Origin of the sequence: Bacillus sp. N12A5 (assembly GCF_026790125.1) — a bacterium.
Taxonomy (GTDB): domain Bacteria; phylum Bacillota; class Bacilli; order Bacillales; family Bacillaceae; genus Bacillus.
On record NZ_JALAMR010000018.1, the window covers coordinates 48,376 to 71,442 of the forward strand.

Sequence of the window (23,067 nt, forward strand, 5' to 3'; positions counted from 1 at the left end):
CATTTAAAAAACGGGACCTAAGACCAATAAAAAACCTGTGCGAGATGCACAGGTTTTTTATTATTTATCCAAACCGAGTTTCTTCAGCTGTTCTGCCAGCGCGTTGTTAATCGGTTCATCTTTATTTTGTTTTTTCATATAAGAGGAAACGTCCCGTTTGGAAGCGCGCCCTTTGTCTTTGTTTTTTCGTTTTTCAAATACGGAGAGCTTCTCACGGTGACCGCAGACACATGCGAAGGTCTGGCCCTCGCCTTGCCCGCGAAGCTCCATTCTTTTATGGCAGTTCGGGCAGCGCGCGTTTGTTTTTCGGGCAATCGTTTTTCTGCTTCCGCATTCACGGTCTTGGCACACGAGCATCGTGCCGCGTTTGCCATTTACCTTCAGCATCATTTTGCCGCATTCAGGACATGCCGTTCCCGTGATGTTGTCGTGCCGGAAGGTTTGGCTGCTGTTTTTGATTTCTTTTACTGTCTGGTGTGCGTAAGCCTTCATGTCTTTAATAAAGACAGCCGATTTCAACTTTCCGGCGGCGATCGCAGACAGCTTTTGCTCCCATTCTGCTGTTAAGGCAGGTGATTTCAGATCCTCCGGAACAAGCTGCAGCAGCTGTTTTCCTTTAGATGTGATAAAAATATCCTTGTCTTTTTTCTCGATCAAAAAGCTGTTGAACAGTTTTTCAATAATGTCGGCACGCGTTGCCACCGTGCCGAGGCCGCCTGTTTCTCCAAGCGTTTTGACGAGGCCCTTTTCTTCTCCCTGCATAAAGGCGCTAGGGTTTTCCATCGCTGACAGCAGGGTCCCTTCGTTAAATCGGGCAGGCGGCTTCGTTTGTCCGCTTGTCTCAGTTAACGTGCGGACGGCAAGAGTGTCGCCTTTTTGAAGTGCCGGGAGCGTCTGATCTTTGTCATCTTCCTGCTCTTCATCATCATCCGCCATATCATAAACGGCTTTCCACCCTTGTGACTGCACGATTTTGCCTTTCGCCGTAAAGGTTTCTCCGCCAATTTCTGCGATGACTTTTGTTTCCTCATATTCGAATGCAGGCATTAATACAGCAAGGAAACGTTTCGCGATCAGGTCATACAGCTTTCGTTCTTTATCACTCAGACTGCTGAGAACGAGCGGTTCCTCGGTCGGGATAATCGCGTGGTGGTCTGACACCTTCGCATCATTGACATATCCTTTATGGGATTTGATGCTGCGTTTTTTAATTTGGCTGACATATTGGGCATACGGTTTTACCTCCATGCCTTCCAGACGGTCTTTTAACGTCGGGACAATGTCACTTGATAAAAACCTTGAATCCGTCCGAGGATATGTGACAAGCTTATGCTGCTCATACAGCTTCTGCAGCACAGAAAGCGTTTCTTTAGCAGAAAATCCGAAGCGTTTGTGTGCGTCGCGCTGAAGCTCCGTTAAATCATAAAGCGCAGGTGCAAAGCTTTTTTTCGCTGTTTTTTTCAGATCAGCAATGACTGCTTGCTTTCCTTCAAGGTCTTTTAATAAACGGCTTGTAACGTCTTGATTGAACGTTCTCGCCTGCTTTGATTTTTTATCCTGCCACGTCAGTGTCAAGCCATCGACCGCGGCACGGATGCCGTAATACGGTACTGGCTTAAATGCTTGAATATCCGCCTCGCGCTTTGCAATCATGGCAAGTGTCGGAGTCTGCACACGGCCGCATGAGAGCTGGGCGTTGAATTTTGTGGTCAGTGCACGGGTCGCGTTGATTCCCACTATCCAATCGGCTTCCGCTCTGGCGACGGCAGAATGGTACAGGTTTTCATATTCTTTGCCGCTGCGCAGCTTTTGAAAGCCTTCCTTGATCGCTTTATCCGTTACAGAAGAAATCCACAGCCGCTTAATCGGCTTGCGGACATTCGCTTTTTCAATGATCCAGCGCGCGACAAGCTCCCCTTCCCGGCCTGCGTCAGTTGCGATGACAATCTGATTGACGTCTTTACGGGTGAGCTGGGATTTAACCGCATTGAACTGTTTTCCGGTTTTCTTAATCACAACAAGCTTTAAGGGTTCTGGGATAATCGGCAGATCCTCCAGGCGCCATGATTGAAATTCTTTTCCGTAGCCTTCCGGATCAGCAAGTGTCACCAAATGGCCTAAAGCCCAAGTCACAATATATTGATCGCCTTCGAGATAACCGTTTCCTTTTTTATGGCACTTCAGCACCCGGGCCAAATCCCGGCCGACTGAAGGTTTTTCAGCTAATACAACTGTTTTTGACATGCTTGATCACTTCTCTTTCTTTCACGCTCATCCTGCTATTATAACAGACTTCACGCGACACTCTCTAACCGTGCCCGTTTTTCGTGTCAATTTCTGAGAAAATGACGTGAGTGACGGTTTGCGCGTATGGAGATGTTTTGTTAATAAAATCTTCTACTGCCTCGAGGCTTTCGGCATTGATCTTCAGCATATAGCAGGCGGCGCCAGCAATCCGGTAGCAAAATTCGATATTCGGCAATGTTTGGATATAGCTCTTGAACCGCTCGTAATCCGCGTTTTTGACGGTTGCTTCCACAATGCAGGAAACGGGAAGCCCCAGCTTTTTCTGGTCGACCTCCAGCGTGTATTGCTTGATGATGCCGAATGATTCAAGCTGTCTCACCCGCTCTGTCACGGATGGCGGCGACAGCTTGATTTTCCTGCCTAATTCCCTCATCGACAAACGGCTGTCCTTCTTCAGCTCCTCAATGATATTCAGATCAATCTGGTCAAGTTTCATTTGAACATCCTTCTTTTATGATTTTGTACACATTATCTCGGGTATTTTTGTAAATGACAAGTATAGTTCCCGAGAAAAGGCATGTAAAAATGAATGTTTTTCGAACATTGTCTGAAAGCTGTCATATGCGCACTCCGGATTGTTTATAGTATAGAATGAAAACGTGTCCACAAGGAGGGCGATTTATGCTGCAAACGCCGATCGGAAGACTTCGCACGATGGGTTTTATTGAAGGAATGTCACTCTTAATCTTGCTGTTTATCGCCATGCCGCTTAAATATTGGGCAGGCCTTCCGCTTGCAGTAACCATTGTCGGTTCGGTTCACGGCGGGCTGTTCATTTTGTATTTGCTTGTCTTGGCGTATGCGACTTTCTCTGTCAGATGGTCGTTGAAATGGTCAGCTGCCGGCTTCATCGCCGCTTTTGTCCCATTCGGAAACTTTTTGTACGACCGCGGATTAAGGAAATATAAATAAGGAAACGCAAAAAAGGCTGGATCTTTATGATCCAGCCTTTTTCATCAAAACCACTTTGTCAGCCACGCGATATAGTAGGCCCCCGGAATAAACATCAGCTGGGCGAGGAGTGTGCCCGCCACTCTTGATGTGACCATTGTGACAGAGGTCCATTTTAAATAGATGTAGCTTCGTTTTCCTTTTGCCACATCATCAGCAAGAACGGATACCTTAGGATCAACAAAAATGGCTAATAGCATTGTCGCAATGCCGTTGATCAAACCCGATGCCATGACGGCAGTCGTGCTGCGCTCCGGCGCCAGAAGGCCTGCGTATAAAGCTGAAAGCACGCCGATCGTGTAAATGGATGTAATCAGCATGTTGATGACAAACAAACGCTTCGAAATCAAGCGCATGTGAAATCCCTTTACATACGAAATAGACGGCAGACGCAAATAGGAAAGGGCATTTTTGAATCCTTGTTTCGAGAATCCTTTTTGGAATACTTGAAAAACGGACCCGCCGCCGCTCGCTAAGTGAATAATCGCCCGTGAAAAAAGAGCGACGAATGACGGAAGCAGGATAATGCCCAGGATGGTGCCGACTGTCGATCCGAAGATCAAGAAGCGGAACTGCTCTCCGACAATCGCCAGGGCATTTTTTCCCGCATCATCAATTAAATGTCCAGTAAAGGGCTGCTGCACCATGTTCGACATTCTGGATACAATAACCATGACATTAAACAAAGAAAGCGCGGACGCAATAAATCCAACGCGGGCCCCGGAAAGCCTTGTGGCGTAAGCTAATGTTTCTATCGAGTGAATCAGTAATAAAAAACAGAAAATAAAAAGTACTTGCGTTGTCATGACATGCACGTTATTCTTCCTCCAATTTCATCCTAGTGATAAGACTGGAAAGAAGCCAAAGAGGTTTCAGCGCGATGTGCTTTTTACAATAAAAAAACCGCCGGCGTACGCCGAGCGGTTTGTCTTATTCTTTTCTATACGCAAATAAAGATTATATCATCCGCCTCATCGGGCGAGTTAGATTCATAAAGCATTGTTCCGAAGAATCATTCTGGAAAGTAAACACCATGGAATTTTCTTGAACACAAGACAACGAAAGCCCTACCTCTCAATCGTCACTGCGGCTCCGAAGCCGCGCCGGTGTGAATTGTAAAACAAAAAAGTCTTTTTTCCATCTCATCGTTAGGGGCGATTTGTTATGAAGGAAAAGAATAAGGGCAGCGGGTTTGCTGCATCCGAAGCGGTAAAGCTTCTCTCTCAAAACAGAAAAAAGAAGTTTACTTTCTTTTTTATTTGCTTATTTTCTTGCTTAGCTATTCATGATAACATATCGCCCCTGAAAACACAAATTCTTTATAGTTCGAGTGAGACCGGTGTTTTCTCTCCGGCATTCATTAATCTGATATCCTCCGGTTCAATTTCAAGAATCACCAGATTCGGATCATCCTTGCCGTCAAACCAGCGCTCTAATTTGGAACTCCATATTTTGTCCTTCAGTTCTGCCGAATTGTTGATTTTGGCTTTTCCTTCAACTTCAACATACGCGTCGCCAAAGCCTTCACAATCATAGCCTAATAAAATATGAACGTTGGGGTTGTTCCCAATTTCTTCCGCTTTATGAGTTTCCTTGCTTGTCGGCGTGTAAATCGTCAGCCCGTCATGGAAAAAAGTCATGTAGCGGGAATGCGGTTTGCCCTTTTGAACCGTTGCGAGCGAGCCTACTTTATGGTGATCTAGAACATCAAGCACTTTTTGTTTCATGTCTTGCTGATTCATTGCGAATCACTCCTTTTTAACGTCTCCGCTGTTACTTTTCCACTTCCGGGGAAGATTTAAACAAGAAAATGCGCGCTTTATTATGAATTTTTCCATTCACGCTTCAGCAAACTGTAATAAACAAGGTCATGATACCTGCCATTTACGAATAAGCCGTCCCGTGCCTTTCCTTCCTCTTGAAAGCCGAGCCGCTCCGGAACCGCTCTGCTTTTTTGGTTCCCCACAGCAGCACAGAGAGCAACGCGATTCAGCCCAAGCTCAACAAAAGCATACGTGATGAGTGTTCGGCAGGCGGCGGTAACGATGCCTTTGCCTTCAAACTCTTTGGCAATCCAATAGCCGATTTCCGCTTTTCGATTCACTAGATCAAGGTTATGCAGGCCGATCATGCCGCATAGGCTGCCGTCATAAAGGAGCCCAGCTTCAATGCTGCTTAGGTCGGCATACTCTCGCCGCCAATCTGGAATGATCGTTTCTCTGTACGTGTCAGCGCTGCTTGGGTTTTCCGCCCAAAACAGCCACTGGCCGAGCCGCTGCTGGTTTTGGGCAATAAGTTCCGCTAGCCGCTCCGCATCCTTCAGCTCAAGTAACCGGATGGTAATGTGCTCATTTACCTTGCAGGTGAACATTGCCTCGCCCTCTTTCCTTTTTTACCCATTATAGCGATGATTCCGTTTTTTTCAACACAAAAAAGGATGGGCCGTTAAGCCCCATCCTTATATTCTTGGATCGGTAAAGATATCATGTTTATCTGTGCTCGTCGAGGACATTTCCGTCACGACGGCACCTTCTTCTCCCGCCTGGAACCAATGCTTTGTGTTTGGCGGAATCGTATATTGCCCGCCTGGTTCTAGCTCAATTTCGTGCCAGACCGTATAGTGTTCTCTGTCCTCCTGCGGAGGGAGAACCTTTGGCAGCTGCGTTTTTTCTCCTTCTACGTAAAGATACACTTTTCCGTAGCGGCAGCGGAATGTCTCCTGCTTTCCTCCCTGGCCGTCAACCGGCGGATGGCGGTGTTCCGGGCAAGTCTGTCCCGGAAACAGCACCAGTTCCTTTGAGCAATAACGGTCTGTATTGACGTAGACGAAGAGCTGGAGCCCGACTTTTCTTTCTTTTCCTAAGCCGTAATCCATCAGCTGAATTTTATCTACTTCCTCGTCCGTTAATACAATGCCCGCTTTTTGATAATAGCTGTTCACTTCTTCTTTTGTGATGCCCATATGTCTCACTCCCTCTTAAGTCGTCACAAAATTTCCGCCGTTGACATGCAGTGTCTGGCCTGTCATGTAAGATGACTCATCAGATGCCAGCAGCACATAACAGCCTACGTGCTCAACAGGCTGTCCAGGACGGCCCATCGGCGTATCTTGCCCAAATTGAGCGACTGTATCTTCAGAGAACGTAGCTGGGATTAATGGCGTCCAGATTGGCCCCGGCGCAACTGCATTCACACGGATGCCGTCTTTGACAAGCGCCTGCGCCATTGTTCTTGTAAAGGCATTGATCGCCCCTTTTGTCGCTGTATAATCAATCAGTGTCGGGTTCCCTACGTACGGGTTGATGGATGTCGTGTTGATAATGGCGCTGCCCGGTTTCAAGTAATCAATTGCTTTTTTAGTCAAATAAAATTGAGAATAAAAGTTTGTTTTAAATGTACGGTGAAGCTGTTCGCTTGTAATGTCTTTGATGCTTTCCTTCGGATGCTGTTCACCGGCATTGTTGACAAGGATGTCTAAGCCGCCAAGTTCCTTAACCGTTTTTTCCACTGCTTCATTGCAGAATTCCTCTTCGCCTACGTCACCGGCGATCAGCAGGCATTTGACGCCTTCTTGTTCTACACGCTTCTTCGTCTCTTCGGCGTCCCCATGCTCATCCTTATACACAATGGCGATGTCAGCGCCTTCCTTTGCATATGCAACGGAGACCGCACGTCCAATCCCGCTGTCACCGCCTGTAATGAGCGCTACTTTTCCTTTTAATTTGTCCGCCCCTTTGTAATGTTCATATTCATACACCGGACTTGGATTCATTTCACTTTCGATTCCCGGCTGGCGATTTTGGGTTTGGGCCGGCAGTTCTTTTGGATAATTGGCCATGATGATTTTCCTCCTTTGTTTTCGTGTCTATTTGTTGTGTACCTCGCACGTTCGTTGGATAAACATGGGTTGGCACCTTCGCATTGCTTTATCAGAAAAATGTTTCACATGAAACGGAAGGAGGAAATAACTTTCAAAGGGGGTTGCTGAATGATTAACATGCTTTCTAAAAAATTCAGCAGGCCAAAGGGCGTAACCGGCATGATCGCCGGATACATCATGGCTGCTGAAAATAAGACACTGAATCAGTGGACAATCGATCAGCTGGGGATTACACGCGGAGACAGCATATTAGAAGTCGGGTTTGGGCCGGGATACTGCATGCAGCAGATGCTGAAACGCGAAAAGGACATTCATCTTCATGGAATTGATGTGTCAGACGCCATGCTGAAGCTGGCCGCCCGCAGAGTAAAATCGAAGCCTGTGCGCCTGATACAAGGAAGCGTCGAAACATTTCCTCTTAATGCCTCGTTTTATGATAAAGTGATTTCCGTTAACAACTACACCATTTGGAATGACCAAACAAAAGGCATAAAACAGATATATCGGGCGCTCAAGCCCGGCGGAAAAGCAGCGATTACAATGCAGCCGCGGGAAGCGGATGCGAGTCCTGAGAAAACCAAATCATTTGGAAAACAGATGGTTGCCGACTTCAAAGCAGCCGGCTTCGAAGACATTGAGTTGCAATTTAAAAACATTAAGCCTGAGCTTTCTGTCTGCACAACTGCAAAGAAGCCCGCCACATAAGCGGCGGGCTTCTTTTTTATGAATGTACGGCCTGCTTGCGCAAGACGTCTTTTTTTACTTTGCCGAGGTTATTTTTCGGCAGTTCTTTAACAAATTCAACTTCAGGTATTTTGTAAGCGGATAGGCGCTCTTTACAAAATGCGATGACATCCTCTTCCGTTATACGCTGGCCGCCGTTTGTCACGATAAAAGCTTTCGGCTTTTCTCCGTACAGCGGATCTGGAATACCAACCACAGCCGTTTCAAGGATTCCCGGGATCTGCTGGATGACTTCTTCAACCTGATCCGGATAAACGTTATCGCCTCCGTAAATAATGACATCCTTGTAGCGTCCCGTGATGAAAATAAAACCATCTTCATCTACATAGCCTGAATCTCCGGTTCTGAACCAGCCGTTTTGCAGCACTTTTGCTGTCGCTTCAGGATTGTCTTCATAGCCTTTAAATAAGAATGGGGTGTGAACAACGATTTCGCCAATTTCCCCTTGAGGGAGTTCTTCTCCCGTCTGAGGATCTTCCACTTTGACTTTAACACCTGCCACAGGCTTTCCTGCAGAGGCAGCCTTATCCATACCCATATCAGGCGTCCATGTGCTGATTCCCCAAGCCTCAGTGCTTCCATACCCGTGCGCGAGTGGAATGCCGATATCAAGATAGCGGCGGATCAGGCTGCTTGGCACTTTTGTTCCGCCAGTCATTAACATCACTAGCGAAGATAAGTCAGTTTGGTGCGTTTCCCATGCTTCAAGCAAATATGTGTAAAACACAGGAAGAGCCATCACGGTTTGAATTTTCTCTTTTTCAATGACCTTCAGCATGTGAACAGGGTCTTGATCCTTTGTAAATACAAAAGTTGTTCCTGCAAACGTTCCAAGCATGATGCAAATGAGCGCACTCGTATGATAAATCGGATGGCATGCAAGAAAACGAAGCCCCTTCATGCGTGTTACAGAGCTGTTGGATCTTTTGACGTATCTGTATATGCCGCCATGTGTGATCATGCATCTCTTCGGGTTTCCTGTAGTTCCAGACGTAAACATCAAAAGCGCTGTATCATCTGGTGAAACCATTTCAGTTTCGGGCAAATGATCAGATCCGGTAAACAGTGCTTCAAACTCAGCAGACGTTTCGTAAGCTGTTCCTGTTTCCATTGTGATATGCAATGTAGACAGTTCGGGAAGAACTTCGTCCAGTGTCTCTTTAAACTCCGCTCCGTAAAACATCGCCTTCGGTTCACTTGCTTTTAAAATGCCTGTCATTTCATATGGTTTCAGCTGCCAGCTGACAGGTACGACAACAGCACCTATTTCAAGCGCGGCAAACATAACAGTTGATGCAGGATGGCCGTTTTTGCAAAGCAATGCAACACGATCGCCTTTTTGAATTCCTTTTTGAAGCATGGCATTCGCCAGCTGATTAATCCGTTTACGGTAACCTGCATATGTCAAGGTATGATCTCCGCTTTTTACAGCCTCTATTTCTTCGCTATCCGGCATGTCATGCAGAATCAGATGCTGTAATGTTTCCATATCGTCATCTCCTATATTCTCTTGAATCTTCAATCATTTGTTAGATTTTCTTCCTTTACCTCACCCATTTTAACCCAAAAAAGATCACTTGTAAAACTATTTCATTTTGGAATTATTCTATTACTGAATGATAAAATAGTCCCACATTTTCTTATTTTGTACCCGCTCCACATAAAAACACACGCCAATTTTTTGACGTGTGACATGCACTGTTACGGTATGTTTTTTTCTTTCATCCATGTGAAAAATATGCGGTTTAACCGCTGATACAGTTCTTGTTCTTCCTCTTCCTGAAACCCCGCCATGCTTTCATTGCTCTCGATAATGGCGGAGCTGATCGCGCTTAAAATCTCCGAGCCTTCAGCTGATAGCGACCCCGGCGCCATCATCACAAGGATGCGTGTCATGCTGAGGGTATTTCCGTCCATGCCATTCACTTCATACGAGGTGCTGAGATCATATATTTTGAAAAAAGGCAGGACGATTTCTTCATTTTTGAGATGATACAGCGCCATGTTTGTCCCCGGGATTCCCAATCCCCCTTGCTTCTCCCGCTCCGCCAGGTAAACAGCCGCTTTTTTCGGATCACGGATCAAGCCGTCCTCCTTCAGCTGTTGAAAAAGCTCTAACAGGAGCACCCTGTGATCGGGTTTCGTTTCGATGTGAGTAAGTGTAAAATGGCGCAGAACATCTTGAATAACGTCCATGTACCGCCCCATGCTCTCCGCCGCGGCCAGCATGTCCGGTACATCAGCCTGCTGCGTGTCTTCCTTTGAATTTCTATTTTTGTCAAGAATGAGCGGGATTTTCCGCTTGATATACTGCTTCACCTGGTTTGTGTCTTCCTCATTTAAAAGCGGGCTGACTATGATGTAATCAATGTTTTCGTAAGGAATCGGAACGGTGGAAACAATCAAATCATAGGATTGAACATCCATGCCCTTCAGCTCGATCAGGGATGACATGTCGAACGATTCAATTTCCGGCAGCTCTTTCTTCAGTCTGGAAGCAAGCATTTTCGAAGAGCCGATTCCGCTTGAGCAGACGACAAGCGCTTTTACTTTTGCCTCCTCTTTTTTGATTTCAAGAGCAGAGCCGAAGTGAAGGACGATAAATGCAATCTCATCATCTGAAAAGGACATGCCTGGAAAATACTTTTCCACGCCTTCTTCGATCGCCATATAAAGCAGAAAATAATCGCGTTTGATCTGTTCCTTCATCGGATTGTATATCTCGATATTTTCTTTTATGCGGCTGACGGCCGGCTCCAAATGGGCGATCAGGCCTTCATATAACGAGTAGTTTTTTGTGAGATCCATTCTGATTTTGTCTGAAATAAAAGCAATGAGCCGCTTTGTTTGCAGGGCTGTTTCGAGTTCAATTTCCTGCGCTTTGTATTCTGTTTTGTATTTGCGATTGGCGCTTCGAAGGTGGATGGTGATATAGCCGACCTCCGCCTCCGGAATTGTCACGCCAAAGGCACGTTCAAGCTCGCCCGCGATTTCTAGAGCAGAGCTGTATTCTTTTGCATTCTTCAGCTCCTCAAGCTCATTCTGCTCCATGGTGATGGTTTCCCCAAGTTTGATGCGTTCGATCGCAAACGTCAGATGGACGACGAGCGCTATATAGGAGCTGTCAGATAATGAAAAGGCGATTTTTTCTTTGAGCTGAAAAAGGATGCGCTCCATTTTTAACAGCTCACCTTTGCTGACAACACCGAACATTTTCTCTGAAGAATCGGCGTTTCCTTTGATGTTTAATTCAACCGCTTCCAAAAACATTTGGATGTCGAGACGGTTCACAATCAAGTTGCCGACAATTTTACGTTTCGCATTTTCCGGCCCGATGAGCTGGATGCCAAAGCCTCTTTTACGGATCAGTGTTAATCCGAAGGGAGAAATCCATTTCTCCAGTTCATCTAAGTCGTAGCTGACCGTTGCATTCGTCACCTGCAGATCATGAGCCAGCGTGTACAGCTTGACAGGCTCCTGAGACTCTAATAACGAACAGAGAATGAGCAGTTTCCGTTCGTCCGCGCTATATTCATGCTGCTCATATGACAAATCGGTAAGCAGCTTTTGTTTATTCTCGGGACTTCCCACTGCCTTCAACCCTTTACCGGGCTGTTTATCGAGCGTAAGCCCGACATTTTCCATCAGCGGCTTAATTGATTTGAGTTCCCTGTGAATGGTTCTCGTGCTGACTTGCATCAGTTCAGCAAGCTCAGTTACGGTTATATATCTATTTTGTAATAACAAGTGCTTTAAAAGCTTTTGTTCCCTGGCAGTCATATACATAAAAAAGACCTCCTAGACAATCTTGATGTGCGGATGAAGTCGCAAGGAGATGCAGCAGAGGAAAAAGAGAGGTTTTCTTTATAATATAAAACGCTTTCAAACAAGATTCAATCACTTATAAATGGGAATTTGGCACTAAGCGGTGTGACAATATTGAAAAAGCACCAGCTGCTAAGCCGGTGCTTTGTGTTATGGAATATCGTATCCCTGTGCGGCAGTAAATATGCGGAACCATTGATCCTGGTCCAGCTTGTATGCCAGCGCATTTACCGCGGCGGAAATCCGCTCGCGTTTTCCGCTTCCGACGATCGGCATGATACAGGCCGGGTGCGTGAACAGCCATGCGTACATCACCTCGTCCAACGATGCGGCGCCGATTTCTGCCTGAACGGATTCAAGTGCCGTGCGGACACGCCGGTCTTTTTCCGTGTCACCTGTAAATACTTTTCCGCCTGCCAGCGGTGACCAAGCCATCGGTGAAATCCGCTTTTCCTGGCACAAGTTCAAAGTGCCGTCCAGAACATTTTCTAATTCATATGCGGAAAGCTCAATTTGGTTGGTCACAAGCTTCTCAGGCAAATACGATTCCAGCATGCGATACTGGTGATCTTTAAAATTCGAAACGCCGAAGTACCTGACCTTGCCAGAGCCTTTCAGCGCCTGAAACGCCTCTGCTACTCCCTCCGGATCCATGAGCGGGTCCGGTCTGTGAATCAGCAGTACGTCGATATAATCCGTTCTAAGGTTTAGAAGGGATTGTTCAACGGATGCCAAGATATGTGATTTGCTTGTGTTATAATGATGCGACTTGTGAGCGGGACGTTCAGGTGATTCAAGAACGATGCCGCATTTTGTGACCAGCTGTATGTTTTCTCTCAATCCGGGCGAAAGGGCAAGGGCGTTTCCAAACAGCTTCTCGCACGTATAGCCTCCATAAATATCCGCATGATCAAAGGTCGTGATGCCGTGTTCCATACACCATTCAATGAGGTTAAGCAGTTCAGCATCTGAATAGCTCCATTCATTCAGCCGCCAAAGCCCGTGTATGACTCTTGAAAATTGAAGATCCTCCGCCACTTGAATACGCTGCATGCAAAATCCCTCTTTTCTTTGTATAAACCGGGTCTTGCCCCTTACTAGTTCATTCGGCCTCAGATCCCCTTTTTCCTTTCGCTCCCGTCAAAATGGCATTTTAATTCGATTGAAATAGCTTCTTCGCTTTCTCCACAACATAGTGGCTGCCGCCGCGGTCCTGCACATTTTGAATCATCATGGCGACAAGCAGGTCTTTGTTTTTGTAATCGTAGCCGACGAACCAGCCATTTTCTGCGCCGTCTTTGTCATCTTTTGATGCTTTCAGCTCAGCTGTTCCTGTTTTTCCGGCAACAGTGATTCCTTTCACGACAGGCTGATACGCTGATCCGCGTTCGTCTTCCACAACGCCTTTCAGACCTTTTGTAATGTCTGCCGCTCCTTCCTTCGTGACCACTTGCTCGTGCCAGACATCGGCTGTTTGTGAGTCTTTTTTGATCAGTGTTGGTTTGACAAGATCTCCGTTGTCAACAAATGGCGTGTAAGAAGCTGCTAAGTGAAGCGGAGACATTTGCATTTGCCCTTGTCCGTACCCCGTATCCGCAAGCAAAATGTCTGAATCGAGCTTGCCATTTGCGATAGACGACTTCTGGATCGGGAATTCATACGGAATGTCCTCTGAGAAGCCAAACGTTTTCAACCCTTTTGTAAAGCTGTCTGCTCCCATATCAAGCGCGTTCTGTGCAAAATAAATATTGTCTGATGTAATGAGGGCATTTTCCAGATCGACTTGCTGAAGGCTCTCAGACACACGTGTCACTGAATAACCGCCCCAGCTTGAATCCTTTTGCCACTCTTTTCCTTTGATTGTTTTCTTCTCATCCGCTTTAAGGGTGCCGTTTTTGATTCCGATGGCAGCCGCGATCGGTTTAATCGTAGAACCCGGTGCGTATGTTTTGTTGAATTTTGCTGAAAACGGATTGTTTTTATCTTCGTTTAGTTTTTTCCATTCCTTATCACTCCAGCCGAAAATAAATCCGTTTGGATCGTAAGAAGGTGCGCTGACAAGAGCGAGTGTTTCACCTGTCTTCGGCTGCAGGGCAACGGCCGTGCCGCTGTCATCCTTCAATTCATCATACAGCTTCGTTTGCGTGTTGATATCAATTGTGAGGTGAAGATCCTCGCCGTCCTTCGCTTTCTTTTCAGCGATGACTTCTCCGGTTTGCGGTACGTAGATTTTCCATCCGGTTGTGCCCCTTAGTTTGTCTTCATACACATTTTCAAGTCCGGCAATACCGATGTTAGACGTATCACTGTACGTTCCGTCTTTCTTTTTCTTCAGTTCTTCAGCCGTAATGGCGCGGACATAGCCTGTTAAATGGGCTGTCTTTTCGCCGTATGGATAATAGCGGGAGCCGACATTCGTTCTTGTTACGCCTTGTAATGACGTCGCCTCAGACACTAATTTTTGCTGGTCCGGGCTGACCTTTTTGAGCGGCACAAACGAATCGTCTTTCACCCAGCTTTGATCCAGCTTTTTCTTGATGTCATCTTCAGTCAAATCAAGTTTTTTTGCGAGCTCTTTTATGACTTTTTCTTTTTTATTGCCAAGCTCTCCGGGAACAATTCCGATTTCAGGAACATCTGTATTGATGGCTAAGCCTTTCCCGTTTTTATCGTAGATTTGGCCGCGTTTCGGTTCAATGCTGGCGATTTGCACTGTTTTGTCATCAGCCAGCTGCTTTAAAATAAACGACGGGTCCCAATCTATATTCCACGACTCCTCGTCATCTGTTTTTTCTTTTTTCAGCACAGCCGAATTTTTGAAGCTGACCTTGCCCGCATTTGTATCCATGCTGACTTTATATGGGATGTGCTTCATTGTCTCGTTGTCTTTATCATCCTCATCCACTTCTCCCGCAGTGACTTTCAGATGTTTTACGCCTGCCTGTTCATAGATGGTTTTATACCTGTTGACGAAATCTTTCTTTGAGATTTCTTTTTTAACATCTTTGGTCAGGCTTTGATACATGTCATCGAATTGCTGATCGTTCCACTGCTTTACGAATGCTTCCATGCGATCCTCTGGTGAATCTGTCTTGGAGCATCCGATTAATCCAATCAATCCGACGCATAGAACTACTAGTAGAATACACTTTTTTAACATGACTTTCCCCTGCCTTCCACTTGTTATTTTCTCTTAAATGAATTGGTGCGTGCAAGATTTTTTTGAAAATGAAGGAAAAGGTTCACCGATTTTGAAGAAATCTCCTGTCGTTTGCTGTAGACTATTTGAAAAGAAGGAAAGAAGGAATGAAATGATCAGAGAAGCAGCAATACTTCACATTAAAGAAGGGCTTGAACAGGAGTTTGAGGAGGCGTTCCGGCAAGCTGTGCCGATCATTTCCGGCATGAGGGGCTATATCACACACTCGTTATCTAAATGCATGGAAGAAACACATAAATATTTGCTGCTTGTGAAATGGGAAACACTTGAGGACCATACGGAAGGCTTTCGCGGTTCTTCAGAATATCAAGAGTGGAAAGCCTTGCTTCATCGGTTCTATGCCCCATTCCCGACGGTCGAGCATTTTCAGGATGTGTAATAGATTTATATAATATGAAGTGTAAAACCGATGAGAGAGACAGACCATACGAAAACGGCGGTATAAATATTAAAAGCGCCTGACCCGTCGTTTTCTTTTTTGCGTTCTTCCAGCCCCTGCATAAACATGACTGCACCGAGAAAGACGAGCATGACCGATTGAATAACAGAGGTGTGTTCCGTATATTTAAAAGCAATCAGCGCCAATATAATAATGATAACCGCAAAAGACATTTTAAAAATCCGAAACAAAAGGACCATCCTTCCTTATATACGAAATATTGAACGTTATGGCTATATTTGCCTACGTCCTCCATTATTCTAGCGCACTTTGTTTGTCTGTAGAACAGAAGACAGAGAATTTTAAGTTTCTTTTAATATTTCAATCACACATAAAAAACGCGCCCTGTCATGAGGCGCGTTTTTTATGAAACTGACAATTCTTTATAGCCTAACTTGTGAACGGCTTCAGCCATCGCTTGATAGCCCTTGCTGTTCGGATGGACACCGTCAAAGGATAGGTATTCCTGTTCTTTGCCTTTGAAAATGCTGTAGGCATCCGCAATTTTGACATGGGGTTCTGATGCTAGTGTTTCTAAATGTGAATTAAAAGATGTGACCCATTTGCCGGCGATGCCAATGTCGGGAAACGGATTGTATAAGTTAAACACACGGATGGCGTACGGGGACGGGTTTGCTCCTTTAATTTCAGCGATTTTGGCTATCATCTTTTCAAAATTCTCATGGCAATGGGCAGATGCATGGCTGAAGATCGTTTCATCCTTAGAGGTTTGATAGGCTAAGACTGAATCGATAAGATCATTTCCGCATCCAGTAATCGTGATCATGTCTGCGCCTCTTAGACATTTTTGTACAAAGGGGTATGACAGGAGCCCCAGAATTTCTTCTGTATTAAGGCCTGATTTGGCAAAGATGGATATTGCCGTTTCTGTTTTCAAGTCGGCTTCCATCATATGTCCGAACCGCTGGACGAAGCCGGGAGAAAACAGCCCCGAACCTCTTCCTGTCGTTAAAGAATCCCCCAGTGCTGTATATTGAAGCACCATGTTCTTTCCTCCACTCTTAAACGTCGATACGTTAATGTACGCAGCGGAGAAAAGATCGGCTACTTATGAATACCCTATTTTTCTGGAAATCTGTAAAGCGGCGCCCTTCACCTTTTCGGTTAAATAAGGAAGCCTGTCTTCTGTAAATCTTGCTTCTAAGCCTGCAATACTGATGCTGGCTGCCACCTGTCGCTTATGGTTAAAGATCGGAGCACCGATCGCAGCCGTATAATTTTCAAGCTCTGAATAGCTTACGGTATAACCATTTTTCAAAGAGGCATCAATCTCCTGCAGCAGTTTGTCCGGATCGGTAATCGTCCCAGACCCGATAGAAATGAGCTCTGTTTGTTTGATGTATGTTTCGATTTCTTCACGGGGAAGAAAAGACAAAATGCTTCTGGCACACGCTCCCGCATACAGAGGAGAACGCCTGCCGATCGCCGTATACAGCCGCACAGTATGCGTCCCTTCTATTTTCTCAACGTATATTGCTTCATTGCCGTCCCTCATGATCAATTGCACGGCCTCATCCACTTCCCGGCACAGCTCTTCCATCACCGGTTTCGCTATTTTTCTGATATCCAGCCTTTCAGCGACAAGCTGGCCGAATTCCAAAAACACCAGCCCCAGCGAATAAGCGCCGGACGGATCCCGATTGAGGAACCCCATTTCCTCCAAGGAGCTGACCATCCGGTGAACAGAGGTTTTCGGCATGCCTGACATCGACACGAGTTCACTTAAGGTAAGGCTGGGTTCATGCAAAAACAAATTAAGCAGACCCATAGATTTGACTACGGTTTTGTTTTTATTCTGCATCATTCATCCCCTTTGTTATGTCAGCCATTCCATCTTCATTCTCGTTGTCAGTTCTTTAATATGCTGCTCCCGTTCAATGGCGAGCGCTTCCGCTTCCTGAAGGGACACAGGCTCAAACTGAATATGCTCGCCCGGCATGATTTGCGAGACAGTCGGTAGATCAGCGGATATGATGTGCGCGATCCTCGGATAGCCGCCGGTCGTTTGCCGGTCTGCAAGCAGGATAATCGGGTTGCCGTCAGGCGGCACCTGTACTGTTCCAAACGAAACCGCTTCCGACACCATTTCAAGCGGCGCCTTCAGTTCGAGCGGTTCACCTTTGAGCCTGTAGCCCATACGGTCGGATTGCGGCGTGACACGAAACGCCTCTTCATAAAAACGCGTTTTCGATTCTTCAGTGAAGTAGCTGAATTGTTTTCCTTCGAGCACCCGAATGACGGGATTCTTTTTCAATGGCAGAAACCTGCCGCGGCTGACTGACCATTTCGGCGCTGCAAATCCCTGCTTTCCAAGCTGCAGGCTTAATCGGGAAAGGATGGCCTGCGAAAGAAATGACATTTCTCCAATGGGCAGCTCATCTTCCTTTTGAAGCGCTCTGCCATGATGTCCGCCGATGCCCGCTCTGACGTACGTGCTTTTGCTTTCCATGACGGACGGCACATCGATGCCGCCGGCTGCCGCTAAATAAGCACGGCTGCCGAGTTTGCAGGGCCCAAAGGTAACCGTGCTGTTTTCCTTGACGAGCACAGGCTTCCATAAAGGCGCTTCCTCGTCATTAATACGCAGCGTGAAGTCCGCCCCTGTCACCGCAATCAGCGTCTTTTCTGAAACATAAAACGATGGACCGGGCCCCATCATTGTCATTTCAAGACCAGCTTCATTTTCGCTATTGCCAATCAGCAGATTGGCAATACGCAGTGAAACCGTGTCCATGGCGCCGCTTGCCAGAACGCCGTATTTTTGATAACCCGTTCTGCCTATATCCTGAACCGTTGTGAGCAGCCCGGGCTTTAACACTTTCATGCTCAATTGGACTCCTCCTTATAGGCGTGGTAGTCTTCTTCTGAGATGCGTACGAATTTTACAGTGTCTCCCGCCCGCAGTAAGGTCGGCGGGTTTTCCTGCGGCCGGAAAAGAGCCAGCGGTGTTTTGCCGATCAGCTGCCAGCCACCCGGCGTCGAAATCGGGTAAACGCCTGTCTGCAATCCTGCAATTCCGACTGATCCAGCGGGAATCGACGGTCTAGGCGATGATTTTCTTGGAGCGGCGATGCGTTTTGACATCCCGCCTAAAAAAGGAAAACCAGGAGCAAAGCCTAGCATATACACCACATATTCCCCGCTTGTATGAATATCAATAACTTCCTCTGGTGACAGGTGATTGATCTTCGCCACTTCTTCTAAATCAGGCCCGAATTCACCGCCATAGCAGACGGGAATGTCTACAATACGGCGGGTGTTTTCATAGTCAGCGGCTATTCCTTTCAGCCGCTCTCCGATATCATGTTTCACCTTCTCAAAAGGCGAGCTTATCCCTTGAGGCAAATGCTTGTACACTTCATACATATCATAAAATACGGTTAGACTTGTAAAAGCCGGGATACATTCAATGAATCCCGGAAATGGCTGTTCTTCTATATAAGCGGCCGCGGCATGGACAATGCCGTTGACCTGTTCATTGATTTCTTCTCCGAATCGGATCATCATTGCAGAATCACCGAGCTGTTCGATTTGATATCGTACAGTCATCTTTCTCACCTCTTTTAATTCTCGTTCATCAGGATGACGAGAGGTTACAGCACCGCAAGCGACTCGTCTCGAATATCTGTGATGAGCATATGCCCCGGCGCATGTGTGATGACCATTTCAGGCTTTACATTCATAGCCACGGCTTGCGGTGTCACCCCGCATGCCCAAAAAACAGGAACCTCGCCTTCATGAATGGAAACGGCATCTCCGAAATCCGGTTTGTCCAGATCGCGAATGCCGATTGACCCCGGATTGCCGATATGGATCGGCCCTCCGTGGACAGCCGGAAAACGCGAGGTCACTTGTGCAGCTCGTACAACCTGACGTTCTGGAACAGGTCTCATGCTGACAACCATTTTTCCTTGGAACGCGCCCGCCGGAACACAATCAATATTCGTTTTATACATCGGGACGTTTGTTCCCTCATCAATATGCCGGACAGCTATTCCATTGTTGATCAGCGCCTGTTCAAAAGAGAAACTGCATCCGATCAGAAAGCCGACAAAATCGTCCTCCCAGTATGGCGTGATATCAGCTGCTTCTTCCGTTAAGATACCGTGCCTGTAAATACGGTATTTCGGAAAGTCCGTTCTGATATCAGCATCCGGCGCAGCCAGAGACGGCACAGGCGAACCTGCTTCAGTCACATCCAGCACGGGGCAGGGCTTTTGATTTCGCTGGCAAAACAGCAGAAAATCAAAAGCAAGGTCCTTTTTCAAAACCACAAGATTCGCTTGGGCGTAGCCGCCGGACATGCCTGCGGTCGGCCCGTTTATTTTCCCCTCTCGTATCAGGGCGCGTACATCCTTTGGCGCCATTTTGTTTAATTGCTCCACTTATATCAGCTCCACAATTGAGGAAGTTGTGTACATAACGTGTAGATTCCCATAACTGCCATTACAATCACTACAAGCGCGCCTGTGCTTGTCAGCCAAAGCGGATGCTTATAATCACCGACAATGTTTTTCTTGTAGGCGGCAACAAGCAGCGTTCCGAGCGCAATCGGCAAAATCAAGCCGTTCAGAGATCCGACCAGCACGAGAATTTTCGCAGGCTGTCCGATTGTGACAAAAGCTAACGTAGAAATGACGATAAATCCGATAATAATGCCGCGTGAATTCTTTTCAATTTTTGGAGAAAAGGTTTTGAAAAACGAAACAGATGTATAGGCTGCCCCGATAACAGACGTAATCGCCGCAGACCACATGATCAACCCGAAAATTTTGTAACCGACATTTCCAGCAGCCAGTTTAAAGACAGAGGCAGCCGGGTTGCTTTCATCAATGTGCAGGCCTTTTGACACAACGCCAAGCACTGCAAGGAAAAGAGCGATCCGCATGACGGAAGTAATCAAAATGCCGACAACCGAACTTTTTGTCACCTGCGGGATGGATTCCTTCCCTTTAATCCCGGCATCCAGCAAACGGTGTCCCCCGGCAAATGTGATATAACCGCCAACGGTTCCGCCCACTAGGGTGACAATAGCAAATATGCTGATGTGTTCCGGGACGAATGTATTTGCGACGGCCTGTCCGACCGGAGGAGCTGTCGTCGCCGCAACGTAGACCGTTAAAATAATCATCACGAACCCCGCGATTTGCGTAAAACGGTCCATCGCTTTTCCTGCTTCCTTGATGACAAAAATCAAAATGGCGATAACGGCACTGATTAAGGCGCCTGTTTCAGGTGTAATGCCGAACAGCACCTGAAGCCCCAGCCCGGCCCCTCCGATATTCCCAATATTAAAAGCTAGTCCGCCAAGCACGACGAGAATGGCGATGAAATACCCCAATCCGGGAAGCACCATATTCGCAATTTCCTGACCTCGTTTTCCAGAAACTGCGATGATGCGCCACACATTGGTTTGGGCGAAAATATCTAAAATAATAGAGATTAAGATGACAAAACCGAAGCTTGCTGCGAGTGTGTTTGTGAATGTTGCGGTTTGGGTGAGGAAACCCGGTCCGATTGCTGATGTCGCCATTAAAAAGGCGGCGCCCATCAGCAATGACCAGCTGCCCGCTTTTTTTCCTGCTGTCTTTTTCTGCTGCTCCATCTATTGTTCCTCCTTTATGTTGACTTCTGTTCTGAAATAGCTGTCACTTCAATTCCTGCCGCTTTGAGCTGTTTTCTGATTTTTTGCGCAAATGTCAGCGCATGGGCTCCGTCTCCGTGGATGCAAACCGTATCTGCTTTTAAGGACACATCATGTCCTTGCTGAGATTTGACCGCCCCTTCTTTCACCATTTTGATGACCTGAGTGACGGCGGCATCATCACTTTCAATGAGTGCGTCCGGCTGGGAACGCGGTGTCAGCGTGCCGTCCGATTGGTATGTTCTGTCGGCGAACACTTCATTTGCGGTCTGAAGTCCGATCCGTTCTCCCGCTTTTACAAGCTCGCTCTCAGCAAGACCGAAAAGAATCAGGCCGGGATCAACCTTATAGACAGCTTTCGCGATAGCATCCGACAGTTTTTGATCGACTGCCGCCATATTGTATAAAGCGCCATGCGGCTTGACGTGCTGCATGTGAAGTCCCTCTGCTTTTAGAAAGCCAGAGAGCGCGCCAATTTGATAAACGACAAGATCATACGCTTCCTCAGGAGAAATCGCCATATTTCGGCGCCCAAAACCGAGTAAATCCGGCAAGCCCGGATGCGCACCCATTTTTACGCCTCTTTCTGCTGCAAGCGCGACGGTTTTTCGCATAACACTAGGATCTCCAGCATGAAATCCGCATGCGATATTCGCTGATGTCACATACTCTAAAATATCTTGGTCAAGGCCTATCTTGTAGGCTCCGAAGCTTTCTCCTAAATCACAGTTTAAATCAATCTGAAACACAGAATCCCTCCTGCCAAAGCAAACGATATGCTTTATGTCATTTATTGTCCCGAAATTCGGAATGACTATTCCGAATTTTTGAACTTTATTTCATTATAAGTGAATCATATCAGTTTGTGAAATACTTTTGTCAGAAAACCTACCATGGTCCCAGAAGAAATCCTGCCAAACTAAAAAAAGAGAGTCCATCTTAGGACTCTCTTTTTTTATAGTACCCAATGGCGAATCGCTTTAGCGACACCATCCTCAATATTTGTATCCGTGATATAATCAGCCGTTTCTTTTACGATGTCTTGCGCATTGCCCATTGCGACGCCAAGACCCGCTTCTTTGATCATCGCAATGTCATTAAGGCTGTCGCCCATCGCCATTACATTTTCCAACGTAAAGCCGAGTTTTTCAGACACCTTCGCAAGGGCCGCCGCTTTGTTGATGCCGAGCGCATTGACCTCAATGTTTGTCGGGCTTGAATTTGTGATTTCAAGCTCTTTGTTTTTTCTCAGCTCCTCCAGCACGTCGTTTCGGATGTCATCATCCTCAATGTCAAAGCCGAATTTGAGCCATTCGTGATCCGTGATGTTTTCCGGAAACTCGCCTCTCCATACTTTATTCACCGTAGAAGCCCAGAAATTGGTGTTGTGCTTGTTCCGCAAATCCCACATCATTTGAATATGATCCGTATGGAGCAGCTTACGTTCCACCAAATTAAAATTCGAATCCCAGATTTCGCTGCCGTTTGCTGTAATTAAAAAGGATGACAACTTCAGCGATTCCGCCAGCTCCCGGCACGTCATCAGCGTCCGGCCCGTGCTGATCACCACATGCACGCCTTTATCCTCGGCTTCGCGAATGGCTTTGCGGTTTTCATCCGAGATCAGCTGCTCGTCATTCAGCAGCGTTCCATCCATATCAATGGCAATCAGCTTGATATCCACATCTTCTCTTTGAACAGACATATATGTACCTCTCTTTATCTTTTTGTTGTGCTTCTCTCTATTCTAATACATTATACCCAGCGGGACAAAAAAGCGATTTCTATGTTTGAGGTGAACTGATAAGAGGAAAACAAACGGTGAGGTGATGAAGCATGACAGAAAGAAAACAGCAAAACAAACCAAACGAAAATCCCGAGCACAACGACTTAACCGATCCGATTCCGAATGAAGAGCTGAAGGAAAATATGAATGATGAAAAACACAAACGACAGCAAAGAGATGACTCTCAAAGCGAACGGGATTACGACACAAAATAGAACCCCTCACAAAACAGGGACTGACCCCCGTTTTT

Annotated in this window: 24 protein-coding genes; 4 read left to right on the forward strand and 20 right to left on the reverse strand. The window is 46.5% G+C overall.

Annotated features, from left to right (window positions below; genetic code table 11):
- Nucleotides 1-60: 60 nt before the first annotated feature.
- Both MOC09_RS17740 and lrpC read right to left on the reverse strand, forming a co-directional pair.
- Nucleotides 61-2,244, reverse strand: coding sequence for a DNA topoisomerase III (locus tag MOC09_RS17740; protein WP_268367129.1), 2,184 nt, complete (start codon nucleotides 2,242-2,244; stop codon nucleotides 61-63).
- Nucleotides 2,245-2,308: 64 nt separating this feature from the next.
- Nucleotides 2,309-2,743: a transcriptional regulator LrpC gene (lrpC, locus tag MOC09_RS17745; protein WP_268358316.1), complete on the reverse strand. Its 435-nt coding sequence runs from the start codon at nucleotides 2,741-2,743 to the stop codon at nucleotides 2,309-2,311.
- A 185-nt stretch (nucleotides 2,744-2,928) separates the two neighbouring features.
- On the opposite strand from lrpC, the gene MOC09_RS17750 reads away from it, so the two are divergent.
- Complete coding sequence (locus MOC09_RS17750; protein ID WP_268358318.1) at nucleotides 2,929-3,219, forward strand: DUF3817 domain-containing protein; 291 nt, start codon at nucleotides 2,929-2,931, stop codon at nucleotides 3,217-3,219.
- Nucleotides 3,220-3,263: 44 nt separating this feature from the next.
- On the opposite strand, the gene amj is transcribed toward MOC09_RS17750, so the two are convergent.
- The 5 genes from amj to MOC09_RS17775 form a co-directional block, all read right to left on the reverse strand.
- Nucleotides 3,264-4,073, reverse strand: coding sequence for a lipid II flippase Amj (gene amj / locus MOC09_RS17755; RefSeq protein ID WP_268358320.1), 810 nt, complete (start codon nucleotides 4,071-4,073; stop codon nucleotides 3,264-3,266).
- Between the two features lie 504 nt (nucleotides 4,074-4,577).
- A complete protein-coding gene (locus MOC09_RS17760) occupies nucleotides 4,578-5,000 on the reverse strand; it encodes a pyridoxamine 5'-phosphate oxidase family protein (RefSeq protein WP_268371339.1) in 423 nt (140 codons plus the stop codon).
- Nucleotides 5,001-5,080: 80 nt separating this feature from the next.
- Nucleotides 5,081-5,629 (reverse strand): GNAT family N-acetyltransferase, encoded by a 549-nt coding sequence (locus tag MOC09_RS17765; RefSeq protein WP_268358322.1) that lies wholly within the window; start codon nucleotides 5,627-5,629, stop codon nucleotides 5,081-5,083.
- An 87-nt stretch (nucleotides 5,630-5,716) separates the two neighbouring features.
- Nucleotides 5,717-6,220, reverse strand: coding sequence for a D-lyxose ketol-isomerase (gene lyxE / locus MOC09_RS17770; RefSeq protein WP_268371341.1), 504 nt, complete (start codon nucleotides 6,218-6,220; stop codon nucleotides 5,717-5,719).
- Between the two features lie 15 nt (nucleotides 6,221-6,235).
- The gene (locus tag MOC09_RS17775; RefSeq protein ID WP_268358325.1) at nucleotides 6,236-7,096 is read right to left on the reverse strand and encodes an SDR family oxidoreductase; all 861 of its coding nucleotides are present in this window, start codon (nucleotides 7,094-7,096) and stop codon (nucleotides 6,236-6,238) included.
- A 150-nt stretch (nucleotides 7,097-7,246) separates the two neighbouring features.
- Between MOC09_RS17775 and MOC09_RS17780 the strand changes: the two genes are divergently transcribed.
- Nucleotides 7,247-7,843, forward strand: a complete 597-nt coding sequence (locus MOC09_RS17780) for a class I SAM-dependent methyltransferase (RefSeq protein WP_268358326.1) — start codon at nucleotides 7,247-7,249, stop codon at nucleotides 7,841-7,843.
- A 16-nt stretch (nucleotides 7,844-7,859) separates the two neighbouring features.
- Here MOC09_RS17780 and MOC09_RS17785 read toward each other — a convergent pair whose 3' ends face one another.
- From MOC09_RS17785 to pbpC, 4 genes are all read right to left on the reverse strand, one after another.
- Nucleotides 7,860-9,371 (reverse strand): class I adenylate-forming enzyme family protein, encoded by a 1,512-nt coding sequence (locus MOC09_RS17785; protein WP_268358327.1) that lies wholly within the window; start codon nucleotides 9,369-9,371, stop codon nucleotides 7,860-7,862.
- A 212-nt stretch (nucleotides 9,372-9,583) separates the two neighbouring features.
- Nucleotides 9,584-11,668 (reverse strand): mannitol operon transcriptional activator MtlR, encoded by a 2,085-nt coding sequence (gene mtlR / locus MOC09_RS17790; RefSeq protein ID WP_268371343.1) that lies wholly within the window; start codon nucleotides 11,666-11,668, stop codon nucleotides 9,584-9,586.
- 189 nt (nucleotides 11,669-11,857) lie between these two features.
- A complete protein-coding gene (locus tag MOC09_RS17795; protein WP_268362790.1) occupies nucleotides 11,858-12,760 on the reverse strand; it encodes an aldo/keto reductase in 903 nt (300 codons plus the stop codon).
- A 100-nt stretch (nucleotides 12,761-12,860) separates the two neighbouring features.
- Nucleotides 12,861-14,867: a penicillin-binding protein 3 gene (gene pbpC / locus MOC09_RS17800; protein ID WP_268362786.1), complete on the reverse strand. Its 2,007-nt coding sequence runs from the start codon at nucleotides 14,865-14,867 to the stop codon at nucleotides 12,861-12,863.
- A gap of 151 nt (nucleotides 14,868-15,018) precedes the next feature.
- Between pbpC and MOC09_RS17805 the strand changes: the two genes are divergently transcribed.
- A complete protein-coding gene (locus MOC09_RS17805) occupies nucleotides 15,019-15,306 on the forward strand; it encodes an antibiotic biosynthesis monooxygenase family protein (RefSeq protein ID WP_268362784.1) in 288 nt (95 codons plus the stop codon).
- A gap of 5 nt (nucleotides 15,307-15,311) precedes the next feature.
- Here MOC09_RS17805 and MOC09_RS17810 read toward each other — a convergent pair whose 3' ends face one another.
- The 9 genes from MOC09_RS17810 to MOC09_RS17850 form a co-directional block, all read right to left on the reverse strand.
- On the reverse strand, nucleotides 15,312-15,557 hold the full coding sequence (locus MOC09_RS17810; protein ID WP_075750065.1) for a YczI family protein: 246 nt from the start codon (nucleotides 15,555-15,557) through the stop codon (nucleotides 15,312-15,314).
- A 173-nt stretch (nucleotides 15,558-15,730) separates the two neighbouring features.
- Nucleotides 15,731-16,372: an SGNH/GDSL hydrolase family protein gene (locus MOC09_RS17815; protein ID WP_268359376.1), complete on the reverse strand. Its 642-nt coding sequence runs from the start codon at nucleotides 16,370-16,372 to the stop codon at nucleotides 15,731-15,733.
- A gap of 63 nt (nucleotides 16,373-16,435) precedes the next feature.
- Complete coding sequence (locus tag MOC09_RS17820) at nucleotides 16,436-17,188, reverse strand: IclR family transcriptional regulator (protein ID WP_268359374.1); 753 nt, start codon at nucleotides 17,186-17,188, stop codon at nucleotides 16,436-16,438.
- 15 nt (nucleotides 17,189-17,203) lie between these two features.
- Nucleotides 17,204-18,211, reverse strand: a complete 1,008-nt coding sequence (locus tag MOC09_RS17825; RefSeq protein ID WP_268359380.1) for a biotin-dependent carboxyltransferase family protein — start codon at nucleotides 18,209-18,211, stop codon at nucleotides 17,204-17,206.
- Between the two features lie 2 nt (nucleotides 18,212-18,213).
- Nucleotides 18,214-18,936: a 5-oxoprolinase subunit PxpB gene (pxpB, locus tag MOC09_RS17830; protein ID WP_268359372.1), complete on the reverse strand. Its 723-nt coding sequence runs from the start codon at nucleotides 18,934-18,936 to the stop codon at nucleotides 18,214-18,216.
- A gap of 44 nt (nucleotides 18,937-18,980) precedes the next feature.
- Nucleotides 18,981-19,754, reverse strand: a complete 774-nt coding sequence (locus MOC09_RS17835) for a putative hydro-lyase (RefSeq protein ID WP_268359378.1) — start codon at nucleotides 19,752-19,754, stop codon at nucleotides 18,981-18,983.
- Nucleotides 19,755-19,777: 23 nt separating this feature from the next.
- The gene (locus MOC09_RS17840) at nucleotides 19,778-20,992 is read right to left on the reverse strand and encodes an NRAMP family divalent metal transporter (RefSeq protein WP_268359370.1); all 1,215 of its coding nucleotides are present in this window, start codon (nucleotides 20,990-20,992) and stop codon (nucleotides 19,778-19,780) included.
- 14 nt (nucleotides 20,993-21,006) lie between these two features.
- On the reverse strand, nucleotides 21,007-21,780 hold the full coding sequence (pxpA, locus tag MOC09_RS17845; RefSeq protein ID WP_124060077.1) for a 5-oxoprolinase subunit PpxA: 774 nt from the start codon (nucleotides 21,778-21,780) through the stop codon (nucleotides 21,007-21,009).
- Nucleotides 21,781-21,986: 206 nt separating this feature from the next.
- The gene (locus tag MOC09_RS17850; RefSeq protein ID WP_268371347.1) at nucleotides 21,987-22,736 is read right to left on the reverse strand and encodes a phosphoglycolate phosphatase; all 750 of its coding nucleotides are present in this window, start codon (nucleotides 22,734-22,736) and stop codon (nucleotides 21,987-21,989) included.
- Nucleotides 22,737-22,867: 131 nt separating this feature from the next.
- On the opposite strand from MOC09_RS17850, the gene MOC09_RS17855 reads away from it, so the two are divergent.
- Complete coding sequence (locus tag MOC09_RS17855) at nucleotides 22,868-23,032, forward strand: hypothetical protein (RefSeq protein WP_061186203.1); 165 nt, start codon at nucleotides 22,868-22,870, stop codon at nucleotides 23,030-23,032.
- The last annotated feature ends 35 nt before the right edge of the window (nucleotides 23,033-23,067 follow it).

Excerpts from the sequence above, each read along its gene's own strand:
- MOC09_RS17740 (WP_268367129.1), bottom strand. The coding sequence starts at position 2,244 with ATGTCAAAAACAGTTGTATTAGCTGAAAAACCTTCAGTCGGCCGGGAT.
- lrpC (WP_268358316.1), bottom strand. The coding sequence starts at position 2,743 with ATGAAACTTGACCAGATTGATCTGAATATCATTGAGGAGCTGAAGAAG.
- MOC09_RS17750 (WP_268358318.1), top strand. The coding sequence starts at position 2,929 with ATGCTGCAAACGCCGATCGGAAGACTTCGCACGATGGGTTTTATTGAA.
- MOC09_RS17760 (WP_268371339.1), bottom strand. The coding sequence starts at position 5,000 with ATGAATCAGCAAGACATGAAACAAAAAGTGCTTGATGTTCTAGATCAC.
- MOC09_RS17765 (WP_268358322.1), bottom strand. The coding sequence starts at position 5,629 with ATGTTCACCTGCAAGGTAAATGAGCACATTACCATCCGGTTACTTGAG.
- lyxE (WP_268371341.1), bottom strand. The coding sequence starts at position 6,220 with ATGGGCATCACAAAAGAAGAAGTGAACAGCTATTATCAAAAAGCGGGC.
- MOC09_RS17775 (WP_268358325.1), bottom strand. The coding sequence starts at position 7,096 with ATGGCCAATTATCCAAAAGAACTGCCGGCCCAAACCCAAAATCGCCAG.
- MOC09_RS17780 (WP_268358326.1), top strand. The coding sequence starts at position 7,247 with ATGATTAACATGCTTTCTAAAAAATTCAGCAGGCCAAAGGGCGTAACC.
- MOC09_RS17785 (WP_268358327.1), bottom strand. The coding sequence starts at position 9,371 with ATGGAAACATTACAGCATCTGATTCTGCATGACATGCCGGATAGCGAA.
- mtlR (WP_268371343.1), bottom strand. The coding sequence starts at position 11,668 with ATGTATATGACTGCCAGGGAACAAAAGCTTTTAAAGCACTTGTTATTA.
- MOC09_RS17795 (WP_268362790.1), bottom strand. The coding sequence starts at position 12,760 with ATGCAGCGTATTCAAGTGGCGGAGGATCTTCAATTTTCAAGAGTCATA.
- pbpC (WP_268362786.1), bottom strand. The coding sequence starts at position 14,867 with ATGTTAAAAAAGTGTATTCTACTAGTAGTTCTATGCGTCGGATTGATT.
- MOC09_RS17805 (WP_268362784.1), top strand. The coding sequence starts at position 15,019 with ATGATCAGAGAAGCAGCAATACTTCACATTAAAGAAGGGCTTGAACAG.
- MOC09_RS17815 (WP_268359376.1), bottom strand. The coding sequence starts at position 16,372 with ATGGTGCTTCAATATACAGCACTGGGGGATTCTTTAACGACAGGAAGA.
- MOC09_RS17820 (WP_268359374.1), bottom strand. The coding sequence starts at position 17,188 with ATGCAGAATAAAAACAAAACCGTAGTCAAATCTATGGGTCTGCTTAAT.
- MOC09_RS17825 (WP_268359380.1), bottom strand. The coding sequence starts at position 18,211 with ATGAAAGTGTTAAAGCCCGGGCTGCTCACAACGGTTCAGGATATAGGC.
- pxpB (WP_268359372.1), bottom strand. The coding sequence starts at position 18,936 with ATGACTGTACGATATCAAATCGAACAGCTCGGTGATTCTGCAATGATG.
- MOC09_RS17835 (WP_268359378.1), bottom strand. The coding sequence starts at position 19,754 with ATGGCGCCAAAGGATGTACGCGCCCTGATACGAGAGGGGAAAATAAAC.
- MOC09_RS17840 (WP_268359370.1), bottom strand. The coding sequence starts at position 20,992 with ATGGAGCAGCAGAAAAAGACAGCAGGAAAAAAAGCGGGCAGCTGGTCA.
- MOC09_RS17850 (WP_268371347.1), bottom strand. The coding sequence starts at position 22,736 with ATGTCTGTTCAAAGAGAAGATGTGGATATCAAGCTGATTGCCATTGAT.
- MOC09_RS17855 (WP_061186203.1), top strand. The coding sequence starts at position 22,868 with ATGACAGAAAGAAAACAGCAAAACAAACCAAACGAAAATCCCGAGCAC.